This window comes from Exiguobacterium aestuarii, from assembly GCF_020171655.1.
Taxonomy (GTDB): domain Bacteria; phylum Bacillota; class Bacilli; order Exiguobacteriales; family Exiguobacteriaceae; genus Exiguobacterium; species Exiguobacterium aestuarii_A.
The window spans coordinates 2,020,604-2,047,238 of record NZ_JAIVAC010000001.1 but is presented as its reverse complement, the minus strand read 5'-3'; the positions used below and the strand labels follow the sequence as shown (position 1 = coordinate 2,047,238).

At 47.3% G+C, this 26,635-nt stretch carries 39 protein-coding genes and 1 riboswitch; of the genes, 30 read left to right on the top strand and 9 right to left on the bottom strand.

What is annotated here, in order from left to right; genetic code table 11:
• Positions 1 to 42 precede the first annotated feature (42 nt).
• From LCM29_RS10690 to LCM29_RS10675, 4 genes are read left to right on the top strand one after another with little or no spacing between them, the layout of a single operon-like run.
• Entirely contained in the window at positions 43 to 522 is a 480-nt protein-coding gene (locus LCM29_RS10690; protein WP_224862671.1) for a hypothetical protein, read from the top strand.
• Between the two features lie 40 nt (positions 523 to 562).
• Positions 563 to 1,630 (top strand): saccharopine dehydrogenase family protein, encoded by a 1,068-nt coding sequence (locus LCM29_RS10685; protein ID WP_224862669.1) that lies wholly within the window; start codon positions 563 to 565, stop codon positions 1,628 to 1,630.
• Positions 1,627 to 2,124 (top strand): NUDIX hydrolase, encoded by a 498-nt coding sequence (locus LCM29_RS10680; protein ID WP_224862667.1) that lies wholly within the window; start codon positions 1,627 to 1,629, stop codon positions 2,122 to 2,124. Before LCM29_RS10685 ends, LCM29_RS10680 begins: the two co-directional genes overlap by 4 nt.
• Before the next feature lie 39 nt (positions 2,125 to 2,163).
• Positions 2,164 to 2,958, top strand: a complete 795-nt coding sequence (locus LCM29_RS10675; RefSeq protein ID WP_224862665.1) for a GNAT family N-acetyltransferase — start codon at positions 2,164 to 2,166, stop codon at positions 2,956 to 2,958.
• A gap of 37 nt (positions 2,959 to 2,995) precedes the next feature.
• On the opposite strand, the gene LCM29_RS10670 is transcribed toward LCM29_RS10675, so the two are convergent.
• Both LCM29_RS10670 and LCM29_RS10665 read right to left on the bottom strand, forming a co-directional pair.
• Positions 2,996 to 3,781: an SDR family oxidoreductase gene (locus LCM29_RS10670; RefSeq protein ID WP_224862663.1), complete on the bottom strand. Its 786-nt coding sequence runs from the start codon at positions 3,779 to 3,781 to the stop codon at positions 2,996 to 2,998.
• A gap of 73 nt (positions 3,782 to 3,854) precedes the next feature.
• On the bottom strand, positions 3,855 to 4,169 hold the full coding sequence (locus tag LCM29_RS10665; RefSeq protein WP_224862661.1) for a hypothetical protein: 315 nt from the start codon (positions 4,167 to 4,169) through the stop codon (positions 3,855 to 3,857).
• A 144-nt stretch (positions 4,170 to 4,313) separates the two neighbouring features.
• Here LCM29_RS10665 and LCM29_RS10660 point away from each other — a divergent pair, with 144 nt between their 5' ends.
• The 3 genes from LCM29_RS10660 to LCM29_RS10650 all read left to right on the top strand — a co-directional run bounded on the left by LCM29_RS10660 (position 4,314) and on the right by LCM29_RS10650 (position 6,280).
• Positions 4,314 to 4,622: a hypothetical protein gene (locus LCM29_RS10660; protein WP_224862659.1), complete on the top strand. Its 309-nt coding sequence runs from the start codon at positions 4,314 to 4,316 to the stop codon at positions 4,620 to 4,622.
• Positions 4,623 to 4,688: 66 nt separating this feature from the next.
• Entirely contained in the window at positions 4,689 to 5,693 is a 1,005-nt protein-coding gene (locus tag LCM29_RS10655; protein ID WP_214785134.1) for a S66 peptidase family protein, read from the top strand.
• Positions 5,690 to 6,280: an NUDIX hydrolase gene (locus LCM29_RS10650; RefSeq protein WP_224862657.1), complete on the top strand. Its 591-nt coding sequence runs from the start codon at positions 5,690 to 5,692 to the stop codon at positions 6,278 to 6,280. The genes LCM29_RS10655 and LCM29_RS10650 overlap by 4 nt, the downstream gene beginning before the upstream one ends.
• Here LCM29_RS10650 and LCM29_RS10645 read toward each other — a convergent pair.
• Positions 6,269 to 6,733: a GNAT family N-acetyltransferase gene (locus LCM29_RS10645; RefSeq protein WP_224862655.1), complete on the bottom strand. Its 465-nt coding sequence runs from the start codon at positions 6,731 to 6,733 to the stop codon at positions 6,269 to 6,271. The genes LCM29_RS10650 and LCM29_RS10645 overlap by 12 nt on opposite strands.
• A 50-nt stretch (positions 6,734 to 6,783) precedes the next feature.
• On the opposite strand from LCM29_RS10645, the gene LCM29_RS10640 reads away from it, so the two are divergent.
• The 3 genes from LCM29_RS10640 (at position 6,784) to LCM29_RS10630 (ending at position 8,904) form a co-directional block, all read left to right on the top strand.
• A complete protein-coding gene (locus tag LCM29_RS10640; protein ID WP_224862654.1) occupies positions 6,784 to 7,575 on the top strand; it encodes a GNAT family N-acetyltransferase in 792 nt (263 codons plus the stop codon).
• Positions 7,572 to 7,757, top strand: a complete 186-nt coding sequence (locus LCM29_RS10635; protein WP_214759951.1) for a hypothetical protein — start codon at positions 7,572 to 7,574, stop codon at positions 7,755 to 7,757. The genes LCM29_RS10640 and LCM29_RS10635 overlap by 4 nt, the downstream gene beginning before the upstream one ends.
• Positions 7,758 to 7,920: 163 nt before the next feature.
• On the top strand, positions 7,921 to 8,904 hold the full coding sequence (locus tag LCM29_RS10630; RefSeq protein WP_224862653.1) for a M23 family metallopeptidase: 984 nt from the start codon (positions 7,921 to 7,923) through the stop codon (positions 8,902 to 8,904).
• Positions 8,905 to 8,948: 44 nt separating this feature from the next.
• Here LCM29_RS10630 and LCM29_RS10625 read toward each other — a convergent pair whose 3' ends face one another.
• Positions 8,949 to 9,494, bottom strand: a complete 546-nt coding sequence (locus tag LCM29_RS10625) for a TraR/DksA C4-type zinc finger protein (protein WP_224862652.1) — start codon at positions 9,492 to 9,494, stop codon at positions 8,949 to 8,951.
• 150 nt (positions 9,495 to 9,644) lie between these two features.
• On the opposite strand from LCM29_RS10625, the gene LCM29_RS10620 reads away from it, so the two are divergent.
• From LCM29_RS10620 to LCM29_RS10605, 4 genes are read left to right on the top strand one after another with little or no spacing between them, the layout of a single operon-like run.
• Entirely contained in the window at positions 9,645 to 10,169 is a 525-nt protein-coding gene (locus LCM29_RS10620; protein ID WP_224862651.1) for a GrpB family protein, read from the top strand.
• 57 nt (positions 10,170 to 10,226) lie between these two features.
• Positions 10,227 to 10,526 carry a hypothetical protein gene (locus tag LCM29_RS10615; protein ID WP_224862650.1) on the top strand — a complete coding sequence of 100 codons (300 nt, stop codon included), beginning with the start codon at positions 10,227 to 10,229 and terminating at the stop codon, positions 10,524 to 10,526.
• Positions 10,526 to 10,999 (top strand): GNAT family N-acetyltransferase, encoded by a 474-nt coding sequence (locus LCM29_RS10610; protein ID WP_224862649.1) that lies wholly within the window; start codon positions 10,526 to 10,528, stop codon positions 10,997 to 10,999. Before LCM29_RS10615 ends, LCM29_RS10610 begins: the two co-directional genes overlap by 1 nt.
• Before the next feature lie 4 nt (positions 11,000 to 11,003).
• On the top strand, positions 11,004 to 11,303 hold the full coding sequence (locus LCM29_RS10605; RefSeq protein WP_224862648.1) for a hypothetical protein: 300 nt from the start codon (positions 11,004 to 11,006) through the stop codon (positions 11,301 to 11,303).
• Positions 11,304 to 11,341: 38 nt separating this feature from the next.
• On the opposite strand, the gene LCM29_RS10600 is transcribed toward LCM29_RS10605, so the two are convergent.
• From LCM29_RS10600 to LCM29_RS10590, 3 genes are all read right to left on the bottom strand, one after another.
• Positions 11,342 to 12,199: a pirin family protein gene (locus LCM29_RS10600; RefSeq protein ID WP_224862646.1), complete on the bottom strand. Its 858-nt coding sequence runs from the start codon at positions 12,197 to 12,199 to the stop codon at positions 11,342 to 11,344.
• Positions 12,200 to 12,306: 107 nt separating this feature from the next.
• The gene (locus LCM29_RS10595) at positions 12,307 to 13,572 is read right to left on the bottom strand and encodes a hypothetical protein (RefSeq protein WP_224862644.1); all 1,266 of its coding nucleotides are present in this window, start codon (positions 13,570 to 13,572) and stop codon (positions 12,307 to 12,309) included.
• Positions 13,573 to 13,858: 286 nt separating this feature from the next.
• On the bottom strand, positions 13,859 to 14,755 hold the full coding sequence (locus LCM29_RS10590; RefSeq protein ID WP_224862642.1) for an aldo/keto reductase: 897 nt from the start codon (positions 14,753 to 14,755) through the stop codon (positions 13,859 to 13,861).
• Positions 14,756 to 14,903: 148 nt separating this feature from the next.
• Between LCM29_RS10590 and LCM29_RS10585 the strand changes: the two genes are divergently transcribed.
• From LCM29_RS10585 to LCM29_RS10560, 6 genes are all read left to right on the top strand, one after another.
• Positions 14,904 to 15,515, top strand: coding sequence for a protein kinase family protein (locus LCM29_RS10585; protein ID WP_224862640.1), 612 nt, complete (start codon positions 14,904 to 14,906; stop codon positions 15,513 to 15,515).
• An 81-nt stretch (positions 15,516 to 15,596) separates the two neighbouring features.
• On the top strand, positions 15,597 to 15,926 hold the full coding sequence (locus tag LCM29_RS10580) for a four-helix bundle copper-binding protein (RefSeq protein ID WP_224862638.1): 330 nt from the start codon (positions 15,597 to 15,599) through the stop codon (positions 15,924 to 15,926).
• 92 nt (positions 15,927 to 16,018) lie between these two features.
• Positions 16,019 to 16,531 carry a GNAT family N-acetyltransferase gene (locus tag LCM29_RS10575; protein WP_224862636.1) on the top strand — a complete coding sequence of 171 codons (513 nt, stop codon included), beginning with the start codon at positions 16,019 to 16,021 and terminating at the stop codon, positions 16,529 to 16,531.
• A gap of 66 nt (positions 16,532 to 16,597) precedes the next feature.
• Complete coding sequence (locus LCM29_RS10570) at positions 16,598 to 16,936, top strand: zinc ribbon domain-containing protein YjdM (protein WP_074035492.1); 339 nt, start codon at positions 16,598 to 16,600, stop codon at positions 16,934 to 16,936.
• Positions 16,937 to 17,051: 115 nt separating this feature from the next.
• Positions 17,052 to 17,438 carry a hypothetical protein gene (locus LCM29_RS10565; RefSeq protein WP_214744929.1) on the top strand — a complete coding sequence of 129 codons (387 nt, stop codon included), beginning with the start codon at positions 17,052 to 17,054 and terminating at the stop codon, positions 17,436 to 17,438.
• A gap of 89 nt (positions 17,439 to 17,527) precedes the next feature.
• On the top strand, positions 17,528 to 17,710 hold the full coding sequence (locus LCM29_RS10560) for a DUF6440 family protein (RefSeq protein WP_074035494.1): 183 nt from the start codon (positions 17,528 to 17,530) through the stop codon (positions 17,708 to 17,710).
• 66 nt (positions 17,711 to 17,776) lie between these two features.
• Here LCM29_RS10560 and LCM29_RS10555 read toward each other — a convergent pair whose 3' ends face one another.
• Positions 17,777 to 19,234, bottom strand: coding sequence for an aldehyde dehydrogenase family protein (locus tag LCM29_RS10555; RefSeq protein WP_224862634.1), 1,458 nt, complete (start codon positions 19,232 to 19,234; stop codon positions 17,777 to 17,779).
• A gap of 166 nt (positions 19,235 to 19,400) precedes the next feature.
• Here LCM29_RS10555 and LCM29_RS10550 point away from each other — a divergent pair, with 166 nt between their 5' ends.
• From LCM29_RS10550 to LCM29_RS10540, 3 genes are all read left to right on the top strand, one after another.
• On the top strand, positions 19,401 to 19,727 hold the full coding sequence (locus LCM29_RS10550) for a PadR family transcriptional regulator (RefSeq protein WP_224862632.1): 327 nt from the start codon (positions 19,401 to 19,403) through the stop codon (positions 19,725 to 19,727).
• A gap of 2 nt (positions 19,728 to 19,729) precedes the next feature.
• Positions 19,730 to 20,479, top strand: coding sequence for an HAAS domain-containing protein (locus LCM29_RS10545; protein ID WP_224862630.1), 750 nt, complete (start codon positions 19,730 to 19,732; stop codon positions 20,477 to 20,479).
• Between the two features lie 126 nt (positions 20,480 to 20,605).
• Entirely contained in the window at positions 20,606 to 21,283 is a 678-nt protein-coding gene (locus LCM29_RS10540; RefSeq protein ID WP_224862628.1) for a YjjG family noncanonical pyrimidine nucleotidase, read from the top strand.
• A gap of 2 nt (positions 21,284 to 21,285) precedes the next feature.
• Here LCM29_RS10540 and LCM29_RS10535 read toward each other — a convergent pair whose 3' ends face one another.
• Positions 21,286 to 21,735, bottom strand: coding sequence for an NUDIX hydrolase (locus tag LCM29_RS10535; RefSeq protein WP_224862626.1), 450 nt, complete (start codon positions 21,733 to 21,735; stop codon positions 21,286 to 21,288).
• A 55-nt stretch (positions 21,736 to 21,790) separates the two neighbouring features.
• Here LCM29_RS10535 and LCM29_RS10530 point away from each other — a divergent pair, with 55 nt between their 5' ends.
• The 7 genes from LCM29_RS10530 (at position 21,791) to thiE (ending at position 26,617) form a co-directional block, all read left to right on the top strand.
• Positions 21,791 to 22,393, top strand: coding sequence for a pentapeptide repeat-containing protein (locus LCM29_RS10530; RefSeq protein WP_214744918.1), 603 nt, complete (start codon positions 21,791 to 21,793; stop codon positions 22,391 to 22,393).
• Positions 22,390 to 23,217: an aminoglycoside 6-adenylyltransferase gene (locus LCM29_RS10525; RefSeq protein ID WP_224862624.1), complete on the top strand. Its 828-nt coding sequence runs from the start codon at positions 22,390 to 22,392 to the stop codon at positions 23,215 to 23,217. The genes LCM29_RS10530 and LCM29_RS10525 overlap by 4 nt, the downstream gene beginning before the upstream one ends.
• 50 nt (positions 23,218 to 23,267) lie before the next feature.
• Positions 23,268 to 23,420, top strand: coding sequence for a hypothetical protein (locus LCM29_RS10520; RefSeq protein ID WP_012727577.1), 153 nt, complete (start codon positions 23,268 to 23,270; stop codon positions 23,418 to 23,420).
• A 95-nt stretch (positions 23,421 to 23,515) separates the two neighbouring features.
• A riboswitch (TPP riboswitch) is annotated at positions 23,516 to 23,620 on the top strand.
• A gap of 88 nt (positions 23,621 to 23,708) precedes the next feature.
• Positions 23,709 to 24,383, top strand: coding sequence for a thiaminase II (gene tenA, locus LCM29_RS10515; RefSeq protein ID WP_224862621.1), 675 nt, complete (start codon positions 23,709 to 23,711; stop codon positions 24,381 to 24,383).
• Positions 24,380 to 25,171 (top strand): hydroxyethylthiazole kinase, encoded by a 792-nt coding sequence (gene thiM / locus LCM29_RS10510; protein ID WP_224862619.1) that lies wholly within the window; start codon positions 24,380 to 24,382, stop codon positions 25,169 to 25,171. Before tenA ends, thiM begins: the two co-directional genes overlap by 4 nt.
• Positions 25,168 to 26,007 (top strand): bifunctional hydroxymethylpyrimidine kinase/phosphomethylpyrimidine kinase, encoded by an 840-nt coding sequence (gene thiD / locus LCM29_RS10505; RefSeq protein ID WP_224862617.1) that lies wholly within the window; start codon positions 25,168 to 25,170, stop codon positions 26,005 to 26,007. Before thiM ends, thiD begins: the two co-directional genes overlap by 4 nt.
• Entirely contained in the window at positions 25,976 to 26,617 is a 642-nt protein-coding gene (thiE, locus tag LCM29_RS10500; protein ID WP_224862615.1) for a thiamine phosphate synthase, read from the top strand. Before thiD ends, thiE begins: the two co-directional genes overlap by 32 nt.
• Positions 26,618 to 26,635: the final 18 nt, after the last annotated feature.

Below are 26,635 nucleotides of genomic sequence, written 5' to 3'. Positions count from 1 at the left end.
TTGCGCTAAAGTGGAGAAGAATGAAAAGAAAGGATGGATTCGATGATGACACGAAAAATCATCACGGCTTCCTGGACCGTACCACTCTATGCGCTTCTTTTAAGCATTGTTGAATTTTCACAACAAACCCTTGTGGAAACTTTATTTTTAGAGAGCGTATCTGGATTTCTTTTATTGTGTACGATTTACATGGCGTATAGTTTCCCTATCATTTTGACATATGGTGTCGTGACATCGTGGTTTAGCGATTGGGTCGCAAAGCGATTCAGTTCGGAGCACATACAGTTGTTCACTTCGCTCGTTTTACATATTTTATTTGGGCTCGTCTTATCATGGTTGAGTCTTCTCGCAGCCATCTTGTTCTTCCTGATTGATCGTCGATTGATGAATCGAGGGGACGTGACAAAACGAGCTGCCATCAAAAAGCTTTTCGTCCCGATTGGGTGTTTGCTTGTCATGATGGGGAGTGTGTATCTGATTGGGATTGTTCAAGACTTTTTCGTTCGATTCAACTCGATTTAGGGAAACGAACAAGGACAAACTTACATAAGGAGGGGTAACAATGAGATGGATGATATACGGTGCGAATGGATATACAGGGGAACTGATTGCCCGTCAGGCCGTCAGTGACGGATTGCGTCCGATTCTTGCGGGGCGAACTGGTCGGGAGATTCATCGACTCGGAGACGAGCTCGACTGCGAGACATCGATTTTCGCCTTAAGTCGTGAGGCGGCAATCAAGGCGCTTCGCGATGTGGATTTAGTTCTTCACTGTGCGGGTCCGTTCACGGATACGAGTCAAGTGATGATCGAGGCATGTCTGGAAACGGGTACGCATTACTTGGATATTACCGGGGAAATCGATGTGTTCGAATATGTTCATTCTAAACAACGGGCGGCTCAGGCGAAGGCACGTGGTGTCATTCTATGTTCTGGCGTTGGATTTGACGTCATCCCGACCGACTGTGTCGCACGAAAATTAAAGGAACTCTTACCCGATGCGACATCACTCGCTCTCGGATTTTCGGCGGCAGGAGGCATCTCACCAGGAACGATGAAGACAGCTGTTCGTGGACTTGGGTCGAGTAGTGTGGAGCGTGTGAACGGAAAGTTAGCACCGTTCCCAATCGGGGCAAAGCGCAGAACGATTGATTTTGGACGAGGAAGCCGCACCGCGATTGCGATTCCGTGGGGAGACGTTTCGACCGCCTACTATACGACGGACATCCCGAATATTACGACGTGGGTGCCAGTGCCGACAACTGCAGCCTATGTGGCACGCGTCTTGTCTTGGTTCAGTCCCATTCTTGGGAAAGTTGCTGTGCAGCAGCGATTGCTGCGTTATGTTGATGAGAACGTATCGGGACCGAATGAAGCAGAACGTAAACAATCATCGACGTATGTATGGGGAGAGGCGACAAATGAGGAGGGGCGCAAAATCGTCGTTCGCATCCAAACGGCGAGCACGTATGCTTTCACCGTATACGGTGCACTCGCCGTCGTCAATCGATTGCTCGGTTCCGGTCGGATGCTTGCAGGCAGTTTCACACCGGCCATGTTGTTTGGATCACATTTCATCGAAGAGATTCAAGGTTCATCTTCTTTCACGATTGATGAGATTCGTCCATGAGCCGGGAAGTGTGGGATTTACTAGACGAAAATCGGCAACCGCTCGGTCGAACGCATTTTCGTGGGGATGAACTGGATCCGAATACGTTTCACACAGTCATCGAAGTATTCACATTTGATCCGGATGGCAAATTGTTACTCTCGAAGCGTCATCCTGATAAGAAGTATCCTCTTCTTTGGGAAGGGACAGGCGGCTCGATTTTAACGGGCGAAACGAGTCGGCAAGGTGCGGTCCGTGAACTCCAAGAAGAATTAGGACTAACCGTCGACCCCGAACAGTTGCGTTTCGTGACGACAATCAAGCGCGGGACGTACTTCTTAGATGTGTATGTCTACACGAGCGAGCAGCCGATTGATGTAAATCAACTTTCCTTACAAATCGATGAAGTGGTCGATGTGAGATTAGAGGAGTGGGACACGGTGCTCGATTCTGTTGAACTCGTGCCTACTGTCAAAGAACGGTTAATCCAGTACGGTCACTTGATTCGAACGTGATATGCTACACTCAACATGAAAAGCAAGGGAGGGAACAAAGTGAAACGTTTAGAATTGGCACGACGCATCGAAAGCATTAAAGCAGAGGGAACGTCTGCGTATATTCGACACCGCAAACAAACCCCTCCCTATGAAGGTGCGGAATTACACGTAGAAGGTAAGGGGCACGTGTTCAAAATGGGGAATATGAGCTTTGCAGTCGGGTTTGGACTCAATCGACCGACAAGTTTTTACGACCTGCACCAGATGGAAAAGTGGGTGCGTGGAAAAAATGTGTCCCGACTACATATCGAAGTTTGTCCGTTAGCGGACGATTCCTTACTACGCTTACTGCAAGAACGTAACTATACGCTCGATCACTTTTTAGACGTATGGACGTTAGATGTGACGCAATATGACGGACCGCCTGCTTCGAATCAAGTGGAAAAGGTAAAAGATGAGACGCTCCATGAATGGGCTCACGCGATTGCGGCTGGATTTGCCGAATCTGGAACGATTCTTCAAGAGACGGTCGATACGGCGAAAGGATTTTATGCGCTGCCGAGTAATCACGCTTATCTCGTACGAGAATCGGACACTGTCGTAGCAGGTGGGATCCTCGCCACGCAAGACGGAATCGGGGAACTGTTTCTGACGAGTACCGTGCCGTCTTACCGGCAAAAAGGCTACCAAACCCAACTCATCTTAGAGCGAATAGCCGAAGCGAAAGCGCTTGGCTGTGACGTTCTCACTGTAACGACGAAGGTCGATTCGGCTTCAGGGCGAAATATGGAACGCCTCGGGTTTCAACCGTTTTACCAAAAAGCGGTCATGAAAAGTCCGATTCTCAAATAAAAGCAGACCATTTTGTATGAAATGGTCTGCTTTTTGATTACAAGAGGGATTCAGCACCGTCGACATACACTTCAGAACCGGTGACATGGCTCGACATGTTGCTCGCAAAGAATAAGACGACGTCAGCAACTTGTTTCGCGGCACCGGACTTTCCGGCAAGCGGTTGGTTGCCGAGCGGATACTCGATAGGGATGACGATTTCTTCGAGTAATGCATCGTCTCTATTGGTTGAATCGTCGATATTCGTATCGATGGCCCCTGGGCAAATGGAATTCACGCGTATTCCGAATTGCGCGAGCTCCGCAGCTGCCATTTTCGCAAATCCGGTCTGACCTGCTTTCGTCGTCGCATAGCCACTGAAACCAAAGTTTTTAAAGTAGCGATTGCCATTGATTGACGAAGTGATGATGATGCTGCCACCATTCTCTTTCAAATGAGGAATGGCATGTTTGACGGTCAAAAACGTTCCCGTCAGATTCGTCTCCACGACACCATTCCAGTCTTCAATGGACAAGTGTTCAATCGGTGTGATGGTCCCGTTTCGTCCGGCGTTGGCGAAGACGATATCGATTTGTCCGAATCGTTCAATCGTCCGTGCATACGCTTCTTTCATCGCGGCTTCATCTGCAACATCCGCGCTGATTCCGATGGCCCGTTCCTCTCCGACGAGACTGGCGAGACGCATCGCATCCTCTTCATTCAAGTCGAGAATGGCGACTTTCGCACCCGCTTGGATGAAACGGATAACTGCGGCACGTCCGATACCAGATGCCGCTCCGGTGACGAACGCTACTTTTCCAGATAGTAATTTATTTGAAATCAATCCGATCACTCCTTTATCATGACTCTTTCTCATATTCCACAGTTCTGGAAAAGTTACGCTTCATTTCAGAAAATCATGGTGATGTGACTTCAATCGTCCGTGCGATGTTCAAGTTGGACTCCGTGGGGATGACCTCGATGGTGACGAGCTGACCGCTTTGTAATCCTTGTACGCTATTGATGATGCCCGTCACTTCGGTTTGGTCGTTAATTAAGATGACGCGCAACGTGACCTCTTCTGAGGATTCAGTGGATTCAATCAATAGCTGAGGAATGTCGACTCGTTCAATTTGGCCCTCGACCACATTGTCATTCCATGTACTCATCCAATACATGACGATTAAAAAAAGACCGAGAAAGACTAGGGCAAAGGTTAACCTTGCACTCATGCGCAACCCACTCCTTCATTGTCCGGCATCGCATCTTGTCTAATTTACCTTTACCCGGAAATTCTCTCAATCCTTGAAAAAATAGTAGGAATCTCAAGAAAAATGGGGAATAGAAAGAAAAACGAAAAGGTGAGGTGCGGGCGAATGTGGATGATGATTGCGGCGCTAGGATTTGTTGCTTGTGTATGGATCGCGTTTGGATGGTTTACAATCGGCAATGCGGGGCGACGAGTACGTGGAGGACTCTTTTCGCTAAGTATGACCTGTCTGTTTGCGCCACTCTTCCTTGTGAAGCTAGGAGAACAATACGGATTTATCGGGGTTCAAATAGGACTGACCGTCTTATTTGGTTTACTAGCGGGTGCCTTTTTCTTCGTGGCGCTCGGCTGGACGGGACGACCGACGAAAGTTCGAAAAGTAAGAACGTTATCAGAAGACCCTGATTTATTTTAAAGGTTGATTCACTAATCCTACGGTATAATGCCTCATAAAGACATCGTAGGAAATGGAGTGAAACGTATGATTGCACCACCACAGTTGAAGAACGGAGATACAATTGGTATCATCACGCCTTCTTTTCCAGCACCCGTGCAGTTTGAGGAGCGCTATCAACGAGGGATTGATCAGCTTAAACGTATGGGGTTCAAGGTGAAAGAGGGCATATGTACATATGAATCAGAAGGGTATCGGTCATCCTCCATTCAGAATCGAGTGGACGAACTGAATGCGTTTTTGCATGACCCCGAAGTGAAAGCAATCATCAGTACGATTGGAGGAACGAATTCGAACTCGTTACTCCCATATATCGATTATGAGCAATTGCGACACCATCCCAAAATCATCATGGGCTATAGTGATGTGACGGCAATCTTGATGGCGTGTTACGCCAAAACGGGGATCGTCACGTTTTACGGACCGGCTGTCGTGCCGTCATTCGGCGAGTATGGAGGGATGTTCGAGAAAGGGGCCCAGTACGTACGAGATATCCTCAGTTTGGAGAAGACTGCCCCGTTCGATTTGGACGTGCCGAAAGAGTGGACCGAAGAGATGCTCGATTGGTCGACGCAGCAACGCGTCAAAACCTTCCAACCGAATGAAGGGTGGATCTCATTAAGAGATGGAAAGGCGCAAGGAACGTTGATTGGCGGGAATTTGAACACGATGTCAGGATTCTTCAAGTCGGACTATTATCCCGATTTGAAGGGGGCGATTCTTTTCTTAGAAGACTCGTTCAAAACGATGGCTGAAGAAGAGCGCTTGCTCAGTATGTTGAAATTGTCTGGTGTATTTGATGAGATTTCGGGTCTGGTCATCGGCAAGCACGAACATTTCCAAGATCAATCAGCTCCGTTCTCGTTCAACGACTTGTTGCTTGAAGTCATCGGGGACACGGACATCCCTATTTTGACGAATGTCGATATTGGTCATACGTTCCCGTCACACGTCTTCCCAATCGGTATTCAGGTCGAATTGGATGCGACGAATGGAACCATCCGATTTTTAGAAGATGGGGTGTCAGCATGAAAGAACACCTCACGATATTTGACGAAAATCATCAAAAAATAGGAGGGAAAGAGCGAAGACAGGTTCATGTAGACGGAGATTGGCATGAGACGTTCCACTGCTGGTTCTGGAAAGACCAATTTATCTATCTACAGCGCAGAAGTATGGAGAAACAGGATTTTCCCGGGAAATATGACATCACCGCAGCGGGACATCTCGCTTCAAACGAGACGTTCATTGATGGTATTCGTGAAATTGAAGAAGAGCTCGGACTGTCATTGACGTTCGAACAGCTCACAGCTCTTGGAATATTTGAAGACGTGATTGAACTGGACGGTTTCCTCGATCGCGAGTTTGCACATACGTATAGCTACGCTTATCAAGACGAACCGCTCCGCTTTGACGACCAGGAAGTGATGGACGTGGTGGCGGTTCACAGGGACAAGTTGCTGGCGCTCACGGAAGGACGATTGCGTACGATTGAAGGAAACTCCATCATGACGAATCATCTCGTTCAAATCACACAAGCCGATTTAGTTCCGCATCGTCTGACGTATTGGCAACATATATGTGAGGGGTTGGCACGAATCGATGCGTCAAATCGATAAAGCGAGAATTCTCTGCTCGCCGATCGGTCCACCGATTCGACGTCCGGTATCGACCCATCCGTTTGTCGTATAAAGTGTAAACGCCACATCATTTTTCAGGTTGACGGATAATACGATTTCACGGATATGAGGGAAATGTTGACGCACGAACTTCGGAAGTTCTTGGAGTGCCGCTTTTGCGTACCCCTTGCCTTGATCTGCCTCATTGATGGCAAAAGCCGAGAAGAGCAGCGCATGTGGTTCATCCGTATAAGAAGCGACTCGTTCGTTGTCATGTAGTAAAAACATGCCGACTGGCTTCTGCTCGACGACAATAATCGGATGAACGCCTTCAGGAAGTGGGTCGTCCATGTCTTTTGGAAGGGTTGTATACTTTTCTTGGTCCGTCGGCAAGGTGAACGTATCGAGAATCGGTCGATGCGTATCATTTCGATATTCTAATGAGATGTTCATAAGGCGTCTCCTTCTGGCTTTATTGATTTCATTCAGAAAAGGGGAATTAGATGGCTACACAACTTACATATCGTCAAAACCCGCCTGTGCGAGATCTATATCGGGCGTTTATGACTGGTTTTTCTGATTATATCATTCCGTTCCAATTCGATGAGCAGACGTTTGAAGACGTCTTTCTCGTACGAGACCAAAATCAGCCGTCTCGTTCAATCGTCGCTTATGACGGGGAAGAGCCGGTCGGCGTCGTATTGAGTGGGATTGCATATCTCGATTCGGGATGGCAGACACGTTGCGGCGGACTTGCTGTCGCCCCGCACGCTCGAAAATTAGGCGTTGCGACCGAGTTGATGCAACGATTTGAAGAGGACGCCAAAGGAACTCGTTTGCTCGAAGTGATTCAAGGGAACGATGCAGCGTTGTCGCTTTATCATCAACTTGGATATAAGACGACACGTGAAATCTATTACTTTCAGGCGGTACCACTTGAAACGACTGCTCACATGACTTCGGAACCGATTCAAACGCTGTTCGATCAACTGTATCCGACAGCTCAGCATGTTCCGATTTGGCAACGCGATGTACGCGTGACCCAACAGGAGGCAGAATTTGTGAAAGTGGTAGAAAATAAACAAGAAGGATTTTTGTTATACCGCGATCATGTACTGCTCGATGTTTTTGGTCACGCTGAAGATGCAGAATGGCTATTGCGCGCGGCTGCGAGTCGATCTCCGCTTCACCTCACTTTGACGTCGGACCGTCCTGAATGGATTGACGCAGCACGACGATTAGGATTTGTACAAGATGACATTTCGCAGTTTGAAATGGTGAAGGAAGAGCGATGAAGCGATTGTTACTTGTCTGTATCATCGGATTGATGTTAGGAAATACAGCGACGATCATCGCGTTGACGACGAATCTCTCGCCAGGAACGGTGAATCTGTTGCTAACAGGTGGGGTTGGACTGACCATCCTGTCAGTCATCGGCATCGTCCTTGCCGGATATTATACGAGAAAACGCAAGTGAAATCCTTGTGAAGTAAGGCTTGAACATATCACATCGTCATGTCATGTATGACATGAAAATGAAAAACTTCATTTATTGAAATGTTTAACCCCCAGTGGTATATTCGCATATGTAGCTTTTTTGAAGTTCATGAATGTATCAATTTGGAGGGTTTATTATATATATGTGGAAACAACTGATCATGACAGCAGGTGTCGGCGTACTCTTGTTCCAAGGACAAACCGCATCCGCTAACGAAATGACCCCGCAAGACCTCGTTCAAACAGAAAAATCTGTCCAACAAACTACGAAACAAGTTAAAGAAACGAAACAAGCCATTCAAAAAATCCAGTCAAAGTTGGATGAAGTCAATCGCAACGCGGAAGTATTGCGTGACAAGATTGAAGGCACTTCTGAAGAACTAGAATCGCTCGAAGCGGAACTCGTTCCGACTGAACAGTCACTCTTTGCGAAAGTCGTATCTTCTGTTCTACCGAGTGCGAAAGCGGAGGCTGCTGAGGCCGAGGAAACGCATCAAGCACTCGTTGAGAAGAAAGAACAAGCGAACGAGACACTGAAGCAACTAAAAGAAGAGCAACAACAGATTGAAGCGACACGTCAAGACGTGAAGACGGCATATGACGAGAAATCGAAACAATATAAGAAACAAACGAACCAGTTAAGTGATTTGAAGAAACAGTACGAAGCGATGGCGCCTGATCGGTTCTTGATGCCTGCAGAAGGACGTCTCTCACAAGGGTTCGGTGCAGCAAGCGGACAGTTTGGATACACGTTCCACAACGGTTTGGATATTGCCGCTAAAACAGGTACACCGATTTACGCCGCAGAAGCTGGAAAAGTCACAAAAGTTAGCTCAAGTGGACCTTATGGAAATCATATTCAAATTGAGCATAACGTAGATGGCCAGAAATGGACGACGGTCTATGCCCATATGCATAAGGTCGATGTGAAAAAAGGTCAGACGGTGCGTCAAGGTGAACCGATTGGTCAAATCGGAAACACGGGCAACTCGTCAGGTCCACACTTACACTTTGAAATTCATAAAGGGAACTACAATTTCTCAGCTAGTTCAGCTGGAAATGCCGTCAACCCGATGAAAGTGGCAGAGCGCCTTGGTGGTGCTTCTCCAGTGAAAGCAACGTTTTAATCAGACAGATGCCCTGAGCCTCGTAAACGAGGTCAGGGCATTTTTCATTGTTCGCGTGTCGGGTCGTGGTTGCCTTCACTATCGGCAATCGTATCCGAACTGCCGTAATCTTCAACTTGTGAAAAGGCATCCGTCTTTTGACCGGGTTCATCCGTTCCGTCCAGTTCTTTGCGACGGGCCGTCTCATTCGGGTTCAACACGTCTTCTTCGACCGGTCGATCGAGTTCATGTTCGTGCTCTTCCACTTCCTGGGCACGAGCGTGCTCGATACATAACGTGGCTTCCGGGATGACTTCAAGCCGGTCCAGTTCAATGTCTTTCCCGCACACTTCACATTTGCCATACGTACCATTCTGGATGGCGAGTAGTGCTTTATCGACATCGCTTAAAAACTCTTCGTCGAGCTCGTTGAGCGCTTGATCGCGTTCCCGTAAAAAGAGTTCTTCACCGGAATCGGCCGGGTGATTATCGTAATGAGAGAGCTCGCCTTCATCATACGTCTCTTCTCGGCTATCCATGTAACCTTCTGTTTTTGCTTTTTCTTTCAACAGACGTTTTTTAAACGTTTCGATTTGTTCTGCAGTCAACATATTGATTCACTCTCCAGTTCTCAAGTCATTAATATAAGGTTTCCCATTTTATATGCGCACAAACCTTTTGAAGTGGAATCCATCATGTCGAGAGGGGAAAAGGGTATGATGACAATAGAGCATATGGATTTTAGTGAGGAGGAAAGAATCATGCGAAAAGTCGAAGTGGTCGCATATCATCCGGAATGGAAGCACCGATTTGAAGAAGAGGCAGGGAAGTTGAGCCGATTATTTGAAGGAGAACTCGTCGCGATTCATCATATCGGGAGCACCTCGGTCGAAGGACTCGCGGCGAAGCCAATCATCGATATGATGCCTGTCGTACGGGACATCGAACGAGTTGATGCGTATACGGAACGGATGGAAGCACTCGGGTATCGAGGGCTCGGTGAATACGGGATTCCAAAGCGTCGCTATTTCCGAAAGGGTGAAGAGGAGCGGACGGTTCACGTACATGTGTTTGAAGAAGGGAATCCAGATGTCTTGAGACACCTCGCCTTCCGGGATTACTTGCGTACATTCCCTGAGGTGCGCGATGCGTATGGAGAGTTGAAATTGCAACTCGCAGTGCAACATCCGGAAGATATGGAAGGCTACATCCAAGGAAAACATGAGTGGATCATCGAAACGGAACGACTGGCAACGAAGTGGTATAAAGAAAATCATGACGTGTGAAACCTCTTTGTGGGAATCGTCGTATAATACATCAAACCTTGAAGGGGGAGATCTCATATGAAATGGTTTCTTGGAAAATGCGTGGAATACTCCTTGGCTGCACTCGTATTCGTCGGGTTGTTCTTCGTCCTCCGAATGATCGCCGGAGATACAGATAAAGGGTATATGTTAACGGTACTCGGTTCATTTTTTCTTGTGTTGCCGATTTCGCTTCTTATGGGTTACTTCTTGGCCCGTCCGCTTCAACGTCGCCTAGCAGGGAAAGGGACTTCTACTTCGAAAGAGCATACGTTGCATGGGACTGAAAAACCACATGGTGTAGTAGAAGATCGGAATCACACAGGATTTAGCGGTTGATGGACAGCGTGTTCGTCTCGACAACGGATGCCCGGCTCATCGCACGGCTGAATCGGTCGATCCATGAGCATCACGTCCGTATGAATCCGACCTTTTTTGCGGAGTATGAGGAAGAGAAGATGTATGAAGCCTTTTTGACGCTGATGGGGAGACTGAATCATCATTTCATGGTGATGGAAGTAGAAGCAACCCCTGTCGGCTACATATGGTTCGAGGAGAAAGTGAGTGAGGCGACCGCGTTTCGCCAAGCCGTTCGAACGGTATATGTACATCACATCAGCATCGATACAATCTATCAGCGCAAAGGATACGGACGACGCATGATGGAGTGGATTGAGCAATGGGCACTTGATCACCAATTCAAGTCGATTGAGTTGGACTATTGGATGATCAACAGCGAAGCGGCCTCTTTTTACGACGAGGTCGGATTCGCTCCGAAACGTCAGATTGTCATGAAAACATTGGGGGAATGAGCAAATGGAATGGTTCACAATTGGATTAGGAATTCTCGGGGTACTTTCATTGGGTTGGTTCTTTTATTGTTATTGGCTCGGATATAAAGGGGGGAATATCGTGATGACCCTCGATGAGCATTACACGAAGTTAGAAGAATACGTGCCTGCCATTTTGGCGAAGCTATATGAAGACGGCAAGGCTGCCCACTACCTTGGGGACCGCAAGTTCGAAGTCGAAGGCAAACGTTACGTCCTCGTGGAGCGTACTGTACCAATCGGTCACGTTCCGACACAACAAACCGTATTACAACCGGAAAAATGAACGAAAGGAAGCTCTCGCGAATGAGATGCTCCCTTTGTTTATTTGACGGCTGGAGGGCCGAAGTCGCCGCTATGATAGTCGCGGAAGGCTTGGCGAATCTCTTCTTCCGTATTCATCACGAAAGGACCGTGCGCGATATACTCTTCCCGAATCGGTTTTCCCGAATAGATGAGGACGCGTGTGCGGCTTGTCGCTTGGAGGTGAAGGGTACTCATCGCATCGGATGTTTCATCAAACGTCAGTGTCGCCACATCCGTCTTATCGAGCGGGATACTGGACGTCCCGACTTCAACAGATCCTGCTAGAACATACAGGAAGCTGTTATGGTTCGCGGGAAGGACATGTTCGTACGCACTCCCTTCTTTCAGCAAGACCTCGGTCATCGTGATTGGAACGAGACTCTCCATCGGTCCTTTTACACCAGCGATTTCGCCAGAGTAGACACGAAGCTGCCCACCGTCAATCAGAACAACCGGCGCGTCTTCGACATACACATTTTGATAAGAGGTCGTCGTTGTTTTTAGTGACTTCGGCAAATTCAACCACAATTGAAGGGTATGGATAAGGTCATCATCGACGGCTTCCTCAGCGTGGCGAGCCGCCCATCCGGCATTCATATATTGGACATCACCAGCATCTAAAATCGAATGTCCTCCATGATTGTCAATGTGTTCGAGACGCCCGTCGATGACGTATGTGATCGTCTGGAACCCACGATGTGGATGATCGGAAAACGTTCCTCGTTTGAACCAGTCTTCGGCCATCAAAATGAAGGGGTCAAACGTCTCTTTTTGTTCAGGTGGTAATACCCAACCTTGTTGAACGTGCGGATATCCGTTTTGGCGATAACTGACGCGCCAATGCTTGTCGACATCTCTAACAAATGAATTGGTCACAACACTTCACTCCTTTCTCTTTTTATCTTCCCAAAAAACGTTTTCGTTAGGGTCTAATTTGCCTCATGGATATGCAAAAAAGGCAGATGCACTTGGCATCTGCCGAATCAACTATTGTCTTTAAATAGGTTATGCCACTTGATGGCGTCCTCACGTAACAGTTTAAAGTGGGCCCCCGTCTCCGCATTCGTTACGTAGACATCGTTCCCGTCATAACTCACGTCAAACGTTTGGGCACATACACCTTGAAACAGTGTTAAGTAAGGAACAGGTGCAGGTGTTCCTGCGTGAGATGTCGCATTCGCCTGTTCAATCGCACGGAAGAGAAAGTCTACTTCTTCTGTTCCGACATGCTGTAAAAACGAGGCGTCTTTTGACTCTGTACCAAGAAGCGCTAACTCATGAAACAGGGCATGTCGCTCACTGCTTAACGTTTCGTGAATTTGTTCGTTCAATTTCTCTCCATACATTAATTCTGGTTGATGATACGTGATGGAGACGAGCTGACGGTGCGCCGTTCCGTCTTTCATGTACGTAAAACTATACAGTGGATAGCTGTGTCCGGGTATAAGAACAGATGGCAATTGAGATGCTGCCTTCGCACCGAATACCTGTGACATATGACCATCTTTCGGTCGTAAGACCGTTTGATAATCGTTTTGATCTGAACTGGTGTAAATCGCATATTGTAACGTATCATCCGATTGCTCTGTCCCGAGACCTACTGACAGATAAGGATGACGCGATGCATCAATCGGAATCATCAGACGCTCTTCTCCTTCTGACGATGTCAATGTCAGTTCAAATTCTCCGTTAAACGGCATCGTGATATGGAAGAGGGTATGTTCGATTCCGGTTCGTTCTGGATAGGGCTCATTACCTATCGGCTTTTTCATCTCTTCAGCAAAGTGATCATATTCATGTGGTTCGGCAGAGCGAATCTTTGCGATATCTGGATAAGAGTCTGCTGTATATTGGACATCATGTAAGCTTTCAGGAAGATTGTTTGTTTTGGTGACATACGTAATCGAGTCTAGCTGACATTGTACGTACGATTCATTATTGACTGTAAACAATGTGGCCGTCGGGAACGCGGATGACGTGGCGACATCTGTTAAGGGCTGTGTCAGCGTGACCGTTCCAAGCCAATGTCTCTCGCCGCTCGGAATTGTCGAAACTGCATTGTCTGGTTGACACAATTCGATGATCAATGCGCGATCGGATTCTGGCATTTCGATTTGTTGTCCATTCGGTAACAAGGCACGTCCTTGATAATATTCTGGGGCAGGTTGGAGTCGGAGTGCGCGTTCTTCCTCGCACCCGAATAAGAAAAATAGGATGACGAGGGTACTGAAAATCAGGTACTTTTTCACATCGGTACTCTCCTTCGATGAATCACTTTCACCATTCTAGCACCATTTTTTTGTGACTTTAGTCTTAGGAAAATTAATGTGTTATTTTAAAAAAAAATGAAAAAACCCGTCCAACTTGAACTGAACGGGGGATAAAACCATTTATGTTTTATTTTTACTTTTAACCTTTTTTGCCGTGTCGATTTTTGACGAAAAAACGTTGATTTAAAGCAGATTCGAAAAATAACAATTTTTCGTCTAAATGATCAGATTAGAATCCGATGGAATTTATTTGATGAAGTTCCCTTCAATCAACATCTCGACCGCGTGCTGCCTTCAAAATTTCGAACCATTCTTCACGCGTGAGATCGATTTGAAGTGCGTCGACACCTGTTTGCACGCGCTCGATTTTTCCTGATCCGATAATTGGCATGATGTTCGCAGGGTGTTTGATGAGCCATGCATACACAATCGAATCGATTCCGCTCGCATTGTGACGCGCGCGAATCTCCTCGAGTTTTTCACGAAGAGGTGCGTACTGTTCGTCTTTGAAAAGCTGCCCTCCTGCGAGTGGGCTCCAAGCCATGAGTGGCATCCGTTTTTCGTGACAAAGGTCAACCGATCCATCTTCGAAATGCTTCAATTGCATTGGAGAGAGTTCAAGTTGGTTCGTCACGAGTTGGAACGGGAGACGTGATTGAAGCAAGTTCTGTGTAGACGGTACGTGGTTGGATACACCGAATTCACGTACTTTCCCGCTATCACGCAACGTAATGAAGGCCTCGGCCACTTCATCCGGGTTCATGAGCGGGTCTGGGCGGTGAATCAATAATGTATCAATATAATCGATGGCGAGTTCTTTTAGTGAACGCTCCGCTTGCGCGATGATATGTTCTTTTGTCGTGTCATAATAGTTGAGCGTTTGACCCGGATTGAATGATCCTGTCAATTTGATACCCGTTTTTGTGACGATCTCCATTTGGTCACGGAGCTCAGGTTTTAGTTTTAACGCTTCCCCAAATAATCCTTCACATGTATAACCACCATAAATATCTGCATGGTCGAACGTCGTGATGCCGAGTTCGAGACATTGTTCGATGAACGTGAGACGTTCCTGTGGGGTCATGTCCCAATCAGCGAGTCGCCACATTCCGTGGATGACGCGTGAGAATGATAATTCTTCTGTTAAAGCAATGCGTTGCATAATAACTCCTCCTTGGTTGTCAGTCGCTTTTCATTATACGTCTTCAAAGAAAGCGCGTCACTTGTCACCCCCTCGAGCAGTTTTAGCGTCAAATGAGCTTGTATGCGCTATGATGATAAAGAAGAGAAACAGGAAAGAGGCGTGACAGATGAGTGACTATAAACCATATGCGGACGTCACCTTCGAGCGGGTGGGCGACTCGTTTCAGGTAATGGAGATGCACCCCGAGCTTCAGTTACACGGGATTGGACGTAGTGCAGCCGTGTTTCGTTTAAAAGATAGGGACCGCGTCATTAAAGTGTTCTTTCCGGGATACGAACGGATCGCGATTGAAGAGGCAGCCATCTATGACAAGCTAAAAGGGCTTCCTTATTTTCCGACTTGTTATGAAGCGGGTGACTCTTATTTAGTCATGGATTACATCGAAGGGAAGACGCTGTTTGAGTGTCTGACGGAAGGTGTCTGGATTGACCCTTCTTACATCGAGGTAGTGGATGAAGCGCTTCGACAAGCACGGTTATTAGGACTAACGCCATCGGATGTCCACTTGCGTAATATCATTTTGACACCGAACGGACAGATTTTCTTGATTGATTTGGCACGCTTTAGACAAGGACAACAAATCGACCATCAGTGGGAAGACTTGAAGCGAATGTATCGTCTCTATCGTTATCGTTTCATGCCGAAACAGTATAATGAGGCCTTACTTAATCGAATCGCTTATTTGTACCGTAAATTCGTGAACGATCCGGATTCTTAATCTAGGTCGTTTTTCTTTTGTCGATTAGGGAACAAGGGTAACGTGTTCAAATCCAAAGGAAAAGCGAAAGGGGAATGACGAATGGCTCATCGAATCTATGCGAATGAACTCGAAGCACTCCACGAATGCGTGGAGACGTGTAATGATTGCTTGGAATCCTGTCTAGAGGAAAAAGACGTAAAAATGATGGTCGATTGTATCCGACTCGACCGTGAGTGTGCCGCGGCCTGTGCGTTTCTCGCTGAGGCGATGACGCGTGATTCGGCATTTGTCCCAGAACTTGCTCGAGCGTGTGCGATCATCTGTAAAGCCTGTGCACAAGAGTGTGGGAAACATAAACACGCGCATTGTCAGGAATGTGCGCGCGTCTGTACAGAATGTGCTTCGATGTGTGACCGCCTAGCAGCATAGTCTGAGTGACTGGTCGATGGGACCGGTCACTTTTTTCGTGTCTTTTGAAGAGGGGATTCGTATAATGAAAAAAACGAGAAGTAGGTGTTGGTATGATTCGCAACTGTCGGCGAGACGATCTTCAAATGATTTTACATATTTATAATGACGCAATCGTGAATAGCACCGCCGTCTATCATTATGAACCGGTGACGCTCGAGAACAGGGTCGCCTGGTATGAAGAGAAGAAAGAACAAGACTGTCCGATCATCGTGTGGGTCGAAGATGATGTCGTCATGGGATTTGCGACGTTTGGGCCATTCCGCTCGTGGCCGGCATACCACTACACGGTCGAGCATTCCGTGTACGTACACCCTGGCTATCGCGGGAAAGGAATTGGCAACAAACTACTAAAGGAAATCATCCGTATCGCAGGAGCAAGAGGGATGAAGACTGTGATTGGTGGGATTGATACGTCGAACGTGACGAGCATCCGTGCCCACGAAAAAGTTGGATTCGTACATTCAGGAACGATTCGAAATGCCGGGTATAAATTCGGGAAATGGCTCGATTTATCGTTTTATCAACTCGATTTAGAAGGTCCTGCGTCACCTACGGAAGGGTGAACCGTCTAGAAAGGATGCCTCTCCATGAGATATACTGAAACGAGTGAATCGAATGGAGGAAAACGTATGAACGAGTACCCGAATTGTCCAAAATGTCAATCGTCTTATGTATATGAGGACGGTCCACTTCTCGTCTGCCCGGAGTGCGCCTATGAGTGGTCACCGAGCGAGGCAGCCGAAGCGGAAGCAGCGTCTCAAATCAAAGACGTGAACGGAAATCCGCTTCAAGATGGAGATACTGTCACTGTCATCAAGGATTTGAAAGTGAAAGGCACATCGCTTGTCGTCAAACAAGGGACGAAAGTAAAAGGGATTCGACTTGTGGACGGTGACCATGACATCGATTGCAAAATCGATGGTCTAGGTGCGATGAAACTGAAGTCGGAGTTTGTGAAGAAAATCTAACATAACGTCAGACTGTCGACGAATTGGGGCGTGAAATGCGCCTTGGTTCGTCTTTTTTGTAAATTATGGTTTATGATAATATGTAAGCGTATTCAAAATGTAAAGGAGGGAGAACATGTTATTGAAGAAAATGATTACCTTCCTCAGTGTGATTTCGTTATCTATATTAATGGGATGTGGTCAACAAGAACGAGAGCTCGTTGTTGGCAATTATACTGATGAACAAACAATTGTGTACTCTGAAAATACGGTGACAGATAAAGAAAAGATTGATGACTTCAAAACGATGATTGAAGCAAGTTCAATCACGAACGAACGTCCAAAAGGGCTTCCTCAATATGTAGTGACCATCAATAACCCAGCTGAATCTACGATGGAATTGATGGTGAACTTTTGGAAAAATGACAACAACGAGTTCATTTTTTCAAAAGGAATAGAAAGTCGCGAATATTTTAAAGTTGATGAAGAACACATCAAGGATGTAAATGAACTCTTAGAATGATTCAAATGGTAAAAAATAGTATGTGCCTTATGTAGATATGAGATGATGATGAAGGCATTCTAAATCAAAAAAGAGGAGGAAGACATTTCGTGGGACAACGATTTGTATTGAAGTCAAAACAGCATATGAGTGGTGGAATCATTAAAATTGTGGTGGATAGCTATACAGGCGTTCACTACTTGATGACTAGCGGCTTAGGATTGAGTGGAATGACGCCTCTTCTAGATGAACATGGAAAAGTCGTCATTGAGAAGCCAAAATCGACTTCGTGAAATCGTGGAATATAGAATCCATACAAAAAACCAGGCTGATCAGCCTGGTTTTTTGTATGGACCGTCTTATGAGAAGAATGGTTTATACTCGCGACGTTCATGCATGACCGATACCCATTGGAGCGTCGTGAACTCTTCGAGTACCCATTCGCCGTTGAAACGTCCGAGACCGGAGTTTTTCTCGCCTCCGAACGGCATATGTGGTTCGTCATTGACCGATTGGTCGTTGACGTGAATCATGCCGGTTTCGACTTTTCGTGCGAAATTGGTCGCACGGTAAACCGAACCGTGGACGGCGCCGCTCAATCCATACGGCAATTCATTCGAGAGACGGAGTGCCTCTTCGTCATCTTTAAACGAAAGGATGACCGCAACCGGTCCAAAGATTTCGTTTTTTGCGAGTGGCATGTCATTCGTGACACCACTGAGGACGGTCGGTTCGAGAACGTTACCGTCAGCTGTTCCGCCAGTATGAACGGTCGCACCTGCATCGACGGTTTTCTCGATTTGCTCTAAGATACGATCGATTTGATCGTGGTCGATGAGCGGACCGACTTGCGTGTCTTTTTCGTTCGGGTCACCCGCTTTCAATTGTTTAACGCGATCGACGTAACGTTCCACGAATTCATCATGAATCGATTCGGCGACGAGAATCCGGTTCGTCGACATACAAATTTGCCCTTGATGGTAGAACTTGCTGTATACCGCTGATTCGACGGCACGGTCGAGGTCGGCATCGTCGAGTACGACAAACACGTTGTTCCCACCGAGTTCAAGAGCCGTCTTTTTCAAGAGGCGACCCGCTTTCTCTGCGATTCCTTGACCGACCTCGGTTGAACCTGTGAACGAGATGAGACGCGGAATCGGATGTTCGACAATCGCATCGCCGATTTCAGACCCTCGTCCGACGACGACATTGAGTACGCCTTTTGGAAGTCCTGCTTCTTCAAAGAGCGATGCGAACAGAAGGCCACCTGTGACCGGTGTCGCGGTAGCCGGTTTGACGACGACCGCATTCCCGGTCGCGAGAGCTGTCACGATTGAACGAACAGCCAAATGGAACGGGAAATTCCAAGGACTGATGATTCCGATGATCCCGAGTGGTTTACGATAAACCCGGTTCTCTTTGTTCGGCACGATCGAAGGTTTGATGAGTCCGTCCATACGGAATGGGAATGTCGCGGCTTCCTTGATGATGGCCATCGATGCGGCAAATTCGCCTTCTGCCTTGATGCGTGTACTGCCAGACTCTTTCACGAGCCAATCGACGATGAGTTCCTTGTTGTCCATCGTTACCTGGGCAAACTTTTCAATCAATTCGCGTCGTGCTTGCGGAACCATGTCAGCCCAGTCCGTCTGAGACGCTTTCGCAGCTTCATAGGCACGATTCAAATCATCTTCATCCGCTGATTGAATCGAGAACAGTGTCTCGTTCGAAAACGGATTGACGTTGTCGATCGACTTCTCACTTGATCCGTTTACCCACTCACCATTGATGTACATTTTCGTAAAATCTGTATGCATGTAGAACACTCCTTTGTTTTTCTTCACCATAGGAAGTATTCACTTATTTTATAAAAATAAACATCTGAAAATGTAACTAGCTTGTTTTACAAAGTAGTTGTAAATGGGATTGGTTTCCATTACTATTGTGTATAACAAGATAGTTGGTTGAAAGTGGGGTCACACCATGGCAATGAGTCAAATGTTAAAAGGTCTGCTTGAAGGATGTTTGTTAGCCATTATTAGTAAAGGTGAGACATATGGATATGAAATGTCTGAGAAACTACAGAATTATGGTTTCACAATGGTGAGCGAAGGAAGTATATACCCGGTATTATTGCGTATGAAAAAAGATGGGTGGGTCGAAACGATTCAAAAGACTTTACCGTCAGGAGGTCCAAAGCGGAAGTACTATATTCTGACAGAATCCGGACAACAGGAATTACTCGCCTTTAAACAGCGATGGGCTGAAGTATCGAATGGTGTGAACCGTGTACTCGAGGAGGATGAATAAGCATGGAACTTTCAAAGAAAAGTCGTGATTTTTTAGATGATTTGTCGGTATATCTGATATCAAGCGGGAAATCTGAGACTGAGGTGAAAGATATTGTCTTTGAATTAGAGGATCATTTGCTAGAAGCGGAGCAAGCAGGGAAGGATGTGGACGATGTCATTGGACAAAGTCCGAAATCCTATATGCAATATATTGGTCGCGAGATGGCATTCGATAAGAAGGGGTTTATGAAAATCATCGCAATGATCATTCTCAACTTATTTGCTTATATCATCATTGGGAACTTCATTCAAGGTGAGATGACGTTCTCGACGATTCAAATGGTTGGGTTTCCACTAGTGGCCTTACTCTTCTTGTTGGCTGCCTCACAAGCATTCCGAGCGATGTCGATTCGCACAAAAGAAAGCAAATTTAGAAATATACTGACTTATAGCTTACTTGCTACATTACCAATGTTATCTTTTCTCGGCTTGATGGTGCTTGATATTTTCATTGAAACGCCAACGGTTACATTCGGTTCGAACGGTCAACTTGTATTATTCATAGTTGCTGTGATCATATTACTTATAACCTCTGTATGGACAAAGACATGGATTAATTTAATCATCCCGATTCTTTTGTACGTACCTCAATATGCATTTTCCCGCACAAGTTTACCATTTGAGCAACAATCGATTTTTTCGATGTTGATTTTATTCATTGGAATGGCGATTTTCTTTCTTGTCTGGGCCAAGAAGAATAAAGAAGATTAAGTTTGATATGTTGTCCATTCGGTTCATCGTTAAGAAGAGATGAAGGGAGATTGCGTTCATCTCCCTTTTTTGATGTTCGTTTCTACTTCCTGTACAGTTAGACGAAGAGAGGGGTTAGAAAGAAACATGAAACGATATGAAGTGATTTTGTTTGATATTGATGACACGCTATTAGATTTTAAACAAAGTGAGCACGTTGCCTTAGAACAATTACTCGCCTCCTACAATGTCCGGATGACGGATGAAGTGAAGGCGCGGTATGTCGACATTAACAGCGGCCTATGGCGCGCATTTGAGCGCGGCGAAGTAGACCGGGAAGAAGTGCTCGTCGGTCGTCACACGAAATTGTTCGATTCGCTCGGACTCACGGTCGACGGTCCGCAGGTCGAACAGCAGTATCGGGACTACTTACATGCAGGCGTACACATGGTCGACGGCGCGTTAGAGATTGTCCAAACGCTGAGCGCGGACTATCCGCTCTATATCGTCACAAACGGTGTGACGGAGACGCAATTCAAACGGTTAGAGTCATCGGGACTATTGCCGTACTTCCAAGACGTCTTCGTATCGGATGCGACCGGCTCGCAAAAACCGATGAAGCCGTTCTTTGACTACGTCTTTGATCGAATCCCGAACGTAAAGCCAGAGAAGGGCTTAATCATTGGCGACTCAGTCACGGCAGACATCGCCGGTGGGCGGATGTACGGCCTAGATACATGTTGGTTCAATCCGAATGAAGTGGCTGCGACGATGGAGTCGACGTACGAGATTCGACATTTAAACGAGTTGAAATCGCTTCTCTAAGTTCAAGTCGGATTTAGTGAATGAGACGGCAAACGATTCGGTAGTTGTGCGAGTACTTCTGGATAGAGCGTGACCTCTCGAAGACGGTCAAGTTTTTGCCAACGATAGATGAGGTGGTCTCCTTCAGGTCCATAAAAGTCTCCTTCTTGGAGCGGGAGGTCACCATCTACATAAAAGTACAGCCCAATCTCATGAAACGGTTGGTCGTTGTAGGTAAACAAGTTCTCGTGGACGAAGGCGAACGTGGTATCGGTCACGCGCATATCCAATTCTTCATGTAGCTCGCGTGCGAGGGCGGTTGCGGCTTCTTCACCGAGCGTCACGCGACCACCAGGCAGTGCCCAAAAGTCATCCCGGATATTTCGGTGAATCAATACGTGTCCGTCTTTCACGAAAATACCGGCGACGCGGTAATTGAAGACGCCTTGTTCAGTCGGGAATACGAGGTCCATCTATATCACTTCCAATCTTTGTCATATGTTCTAGTATACCTGAAGGAGGGATATTATGTTTCAACCACATACGCAATATCGAGACGAAGATTTCCGCGACGTGACACTCCGTGACGAAGAGCTGTCACACGTCACGTTCGAGAACTGTCGCTTCACATACGTCGATGCGACGGAACTACAAACGGAACGCTGTCAGTTCATCAACTGTGATTTTACCGATTCGAAATGGAATGCGTCCCATCATGTCGGCAGCTCATTTTTGAACTGTCAGTTCCATGGTGCCAATTTGTTCACGAGTGAGTTTGAGCAATGTAAAATGACGGGGTCTTCCTTTGAGGAGAGCCAGTTCGAGGGCGTCCATGTCACAGAAGGGGACTGGTCATTCGTCAACCTTCGTCACGTGTCTCTTAAGAAAATGGATTGGTCCCACGTTCGTTTGGTTGAGGCGGACCTATACGGTGCTGATTTGACCGAGACGGTTTGGCATCAGGCGGACTTGTCACGGGCGACACTTCAACATGCGGTGTGCCGTGGTGCCGACTTCAGAGGAGCATTTGTCGACGGGGTTGATTTTTCGAACGTGACCTTACAACAAACAAAACTAGACGCGATGCAGGCAATCCAAGTCGCGCGCTCATTGGGGGCGATTATAGAATGAAACCGGAACAAATTATTGAACAGTTGATTGCGTTCGCGAAAGAACGTGAACACATCCGAACGGTTGTCTTGAACGGCTCGCTCGTCAATCCGAACATCCGCCCAGACCCATACCAGGATGTTGACCTTGTTTTTTACGTAGAAAATGTGAGAGCGATTGCGACCGATCGCTCATGGATCGACATGTTTGGAGAAGTCTTGATCATGCAGACACCTGAAACGTTTGATTCCGAACGACATGTAACGTTTTTGGTGCAATATGTAGACGGACACCGTATTGATTTGACAATTCGAAGCATAGAGCAACTTGATGAGATGCTCGAAGCTGATTCGCTCAGTCAGATTGTGTTCGACCGAGATCATCATCCGAGTGTGACACCTTCAGATAACACATACCGTGTGACACGCCCGTCTGCTGATGAGTATGCGGCTTGTTGGAATGAGTTTTGGTGGGTGTCACTCTATGTCGTCAAAGGAATCAAGCGACACCAGGTGTTATACGCGCTCGATCACCTCGACATCATGCGAAATATGCTCCGTCAGATGATGGAATGGAATATTGGCTATGCGACGAACTTTTCTGTGAATCTTGGGAAATCGGGTGACGGGATGCGCGACCACTTGCCTGAAGAGCTGTGGGAAATGCTCGGGGCGACATATGCCTCAGCTGAGCTGAGCGCGATCGAAGACACGCATGATCGCCTGCAATCACTCTTCTTCTTTTGTGCACAACGTGTCGCGGAACAAGGTGAGTTCGTGTTCCGGGAAGAAGAAGCCAGACGCGTCCGTGCCGCATGTGCAACACTTCGACATTCGAACGATTAATGAGGCCGTGAGCCGGGAAACGCTCCTTATAGAGAAAGGAGCGTTTTTTCATGAATCCATATACGACATTTATTGCCCTTTTAGTCGGAAGTCTTGTCCTCTTTGTCGGCATTCGCTTAAAAAAATGGCCGATTATTTTGGTCGCGATGCTACCACTCGGTCTCGTCGCATTTAATATGTTCTTACTGATCACGGGACGCTAGGAAAATCTTCGTGTCTTGACCGACCGAGTAGGAAAAGGTTTGCAATTGATCAAAAGATTGATAGAATGTGGTCGAAGACGACTGAATTTCATAATGTTTGCCACTAGGGGAGTCGCGTCACGCGGCTGAGATGGACAAGGTCCAGACCCTTCGAACCTGATCTAGTTCACGCTAGCGTAGGGAAGTGGGCGAGACGACTCATATGGCTTCACCTAGATATGACTGTTCGAGACGCCGCTTCCGTTATGGGAGGCGGCGTCTTTTTATCTGTTATAAGGGGGAGTTATTATGAAATTTACAGATCACTTACGTCAGGAAGCGGATGGATTGTTTGAAGCAAGCTTTCATCATCCGTTCGTTCGTTCACTCGGAGAAGGAACACTCGATGAGAAAAAGTTTAGACATTACGTCATGCAAGATTCGTATTACTTGAATCAATTCTCAAAAGTGCAGGCCAAAGGGGCGACGCTCGCACCGACAATGGAACTATCGAGTCGCTTTTTAACACATGCCTTACACACAATCGAGGCGGAACTCTCACTTCATCGTGAGTTCTTTACGATGCTCAATGTGACGGATGTTGAACTGGCGACATTCGAGCCGGCACCGACCGCTTACGCGTATGCGCTTCATATGCAACAGGCAGGACCGACACTCGGTGACGTATTGGCGTCAATCCTTCCGTGTTATTGGGTGTATTACGAAATCGGTGAACGCTTAAAAGACAAACGACCCGAACATCCGATTTATTCAGCTTGGATTGCGACGTACGGTTCGGAGTGGTTCCGTGAGTTGGTGGAAGAACAGATTGATCGGTTGGATGAATTGGCTGGACAAGCGACAGAAGAAGAACGGCTTCGTTACACAAAACTCTTCTTGAAGAGTTGCTATTACGAAGTCGCCTTCTGGGAAATGGCATGGACGCTTGAATCTTGGACGTTGTCACAGGAGGTCAACCAATGAGACATGAGATTTGGAGTGAGATTCGAAAGCAGGAACCGTTGATCCACAACATCACAAACACGGTCGTCGCCAACTTTTCGGCGAATGGACTGCTCGCCATCGGTGCCTCTCCCGTCATGGCAGATGCGATTGAAGAAGTGGCAGAGATGACGTTTGTGAGCGATGCGCTCGTGTTAAACATCGGGACACTCGGCACGATGACTGAAGCGACGATGATTCGTGCGGGACAGGCGGCGAATGAAGCGGGATGTCCGATTGTACTCGATCCGGTCGGTGTCGGGGCGACGTCGTTTCGTCGAGATGTCGTCGAGCGGATCCTTCGCCACGTCCGTGTATCGGTCATTCGTGGGAATGCAGGAGAAATCGCGACATTGATTGGCGTTGATTGGACGGCACGAGGTGTGGATGCGGGTGACGGGGCGTATGAACCAAGTCAATTGGCACTCGAAGCGGCGAAACGATATGGATGTGTCGTCGCCGTGACCGGAAAAGAGGATATGGTCAGCGATGGAAGTGTCGTCATAGAAGTTCATGGGGGGACAAAGCGGATGACCGATACGACCGGTACGGGATGCTTACTCAGTGCGGTCGTCGGAGCATGTCTAGCGGTCGAAAAGAATGCCCTCAAGGCGACGGTGACAGCTGTATCAGGATATGCCTATTGCGGGGAGTTGGCGAGTGAACGGGCAGAAGGACCAGGAGATTTTCCGATTCACTTTTTAAATGCCCTCCATCAATTGACGCAATATACAATCCCGACGAATCGAATCGAGGTGTCGACCTCATGAGACCACAAGTCTTGACGATTGCAGGATCTGATTCAGGGGGCGGAGCTGGTATTCAGGCCGATTTAAAAACATTTCAAGAGCTCGGTGCGTTCGGGACGAGTGTGTTGACCGCGGTTACGGCTCAAAACACACTTGGTGTGCACGGGATTGAAGCGATTTCCCCGGAAATGATCACTCGGCAAATCGATGCAGTGGCCAATGACTTTCAGATTACAGCATGTAAGACAGGTATGTTGGTAGATGCGGAGCGAATTGAAGCGGTAGCCGCAGCACTTGAACGTCATCGTTTCCAACACGTCGTCGTCGATCCTGTCATGGTGGCGAAAGGGGGCGCTTCTCTGTTACAAGTTAGTGCGATCGAGGCACTTCGGACGAAGCTGTTGCCATATGCGACGGTCGTGACGCCAAATATCCCTGAGGCAGAGGTATTGGCCGGAATCGAGATTCGAACGGAGGCAGATCAGATGAAGGCCGCTCAATTGATTCGGGCACTCGGTGTCGATGTCGTCATCATCAAAGGTGGACATATGGAAGGTGTGAAGGCCGTCGATTTGATTGTGTCCGAATCTGAAGTGTTTCAAGTGAGCGCACCCCGCGTTCGGACGAAAGACACACATGGTACGGGATGTACGTTCTCTGCAGCTTTGACGGCTGAGCTGGCATACGGAAAGACACTTCGTCAAGCTGTCGCGGACGCGAAGCAATTTATCCATCAGGCAATCACGCACGGATTATCGATTGGACAGGGACATGGACCGACAAATCATTGGGGACATCGTTTAGCGAAAGAAGAGGTGGTTACCGTTGACGTCATGTACGAAACAAGCGCTCGCTAAGCAACTTCGTCTTTATTTTGTGTGTGGGACGACGGATACATCTGATTTGGTGGGGACACTCGAAACGGCACTTCGATGTGGTGTGACATGTTTTCAATTTCGCGAAAAAGGTAAAGATGCATTGTATGGAGATGAAAAAGAAGCAATGGCAAGGACGCTCCAACAGGTATGTCGACAAGCGAATGTTCCATTCATCATCAATGACGATGTGAACTTGGCAATCTCGATTGATGCAGACGGTGTGCATGTCGGACAAGACGACTTGCCTGCCGAATGGGTCCGTGCAAAGTTAGGCCCTGACAAATGGTTAGGGGTGTCGGTCCATACGATGGAGGAAGTAAGTGCGGCTCTTCCGTTTGCAGATTATGTCGGGATTGGCCCGATTCACGCGACGAAAAGCAAATTGGATGCGGGACATGTGCGCGGCACTGAACTGATTCAACAAGTCCGTGAACAATACCCACAGCTTCCGATTGTGGGGATCGGAGGTATTCTTCCGGAGCATGTTCCTTCCATCATTCATGACGGGGCAGACGGCGTTGCCGTCATCTCTGCCATTGCTTCTGCACCGGACGTAGCAACGGCTACCCGGCGTTTCGCTTGTCTCTGAATTTAATTCTTGAGGAGG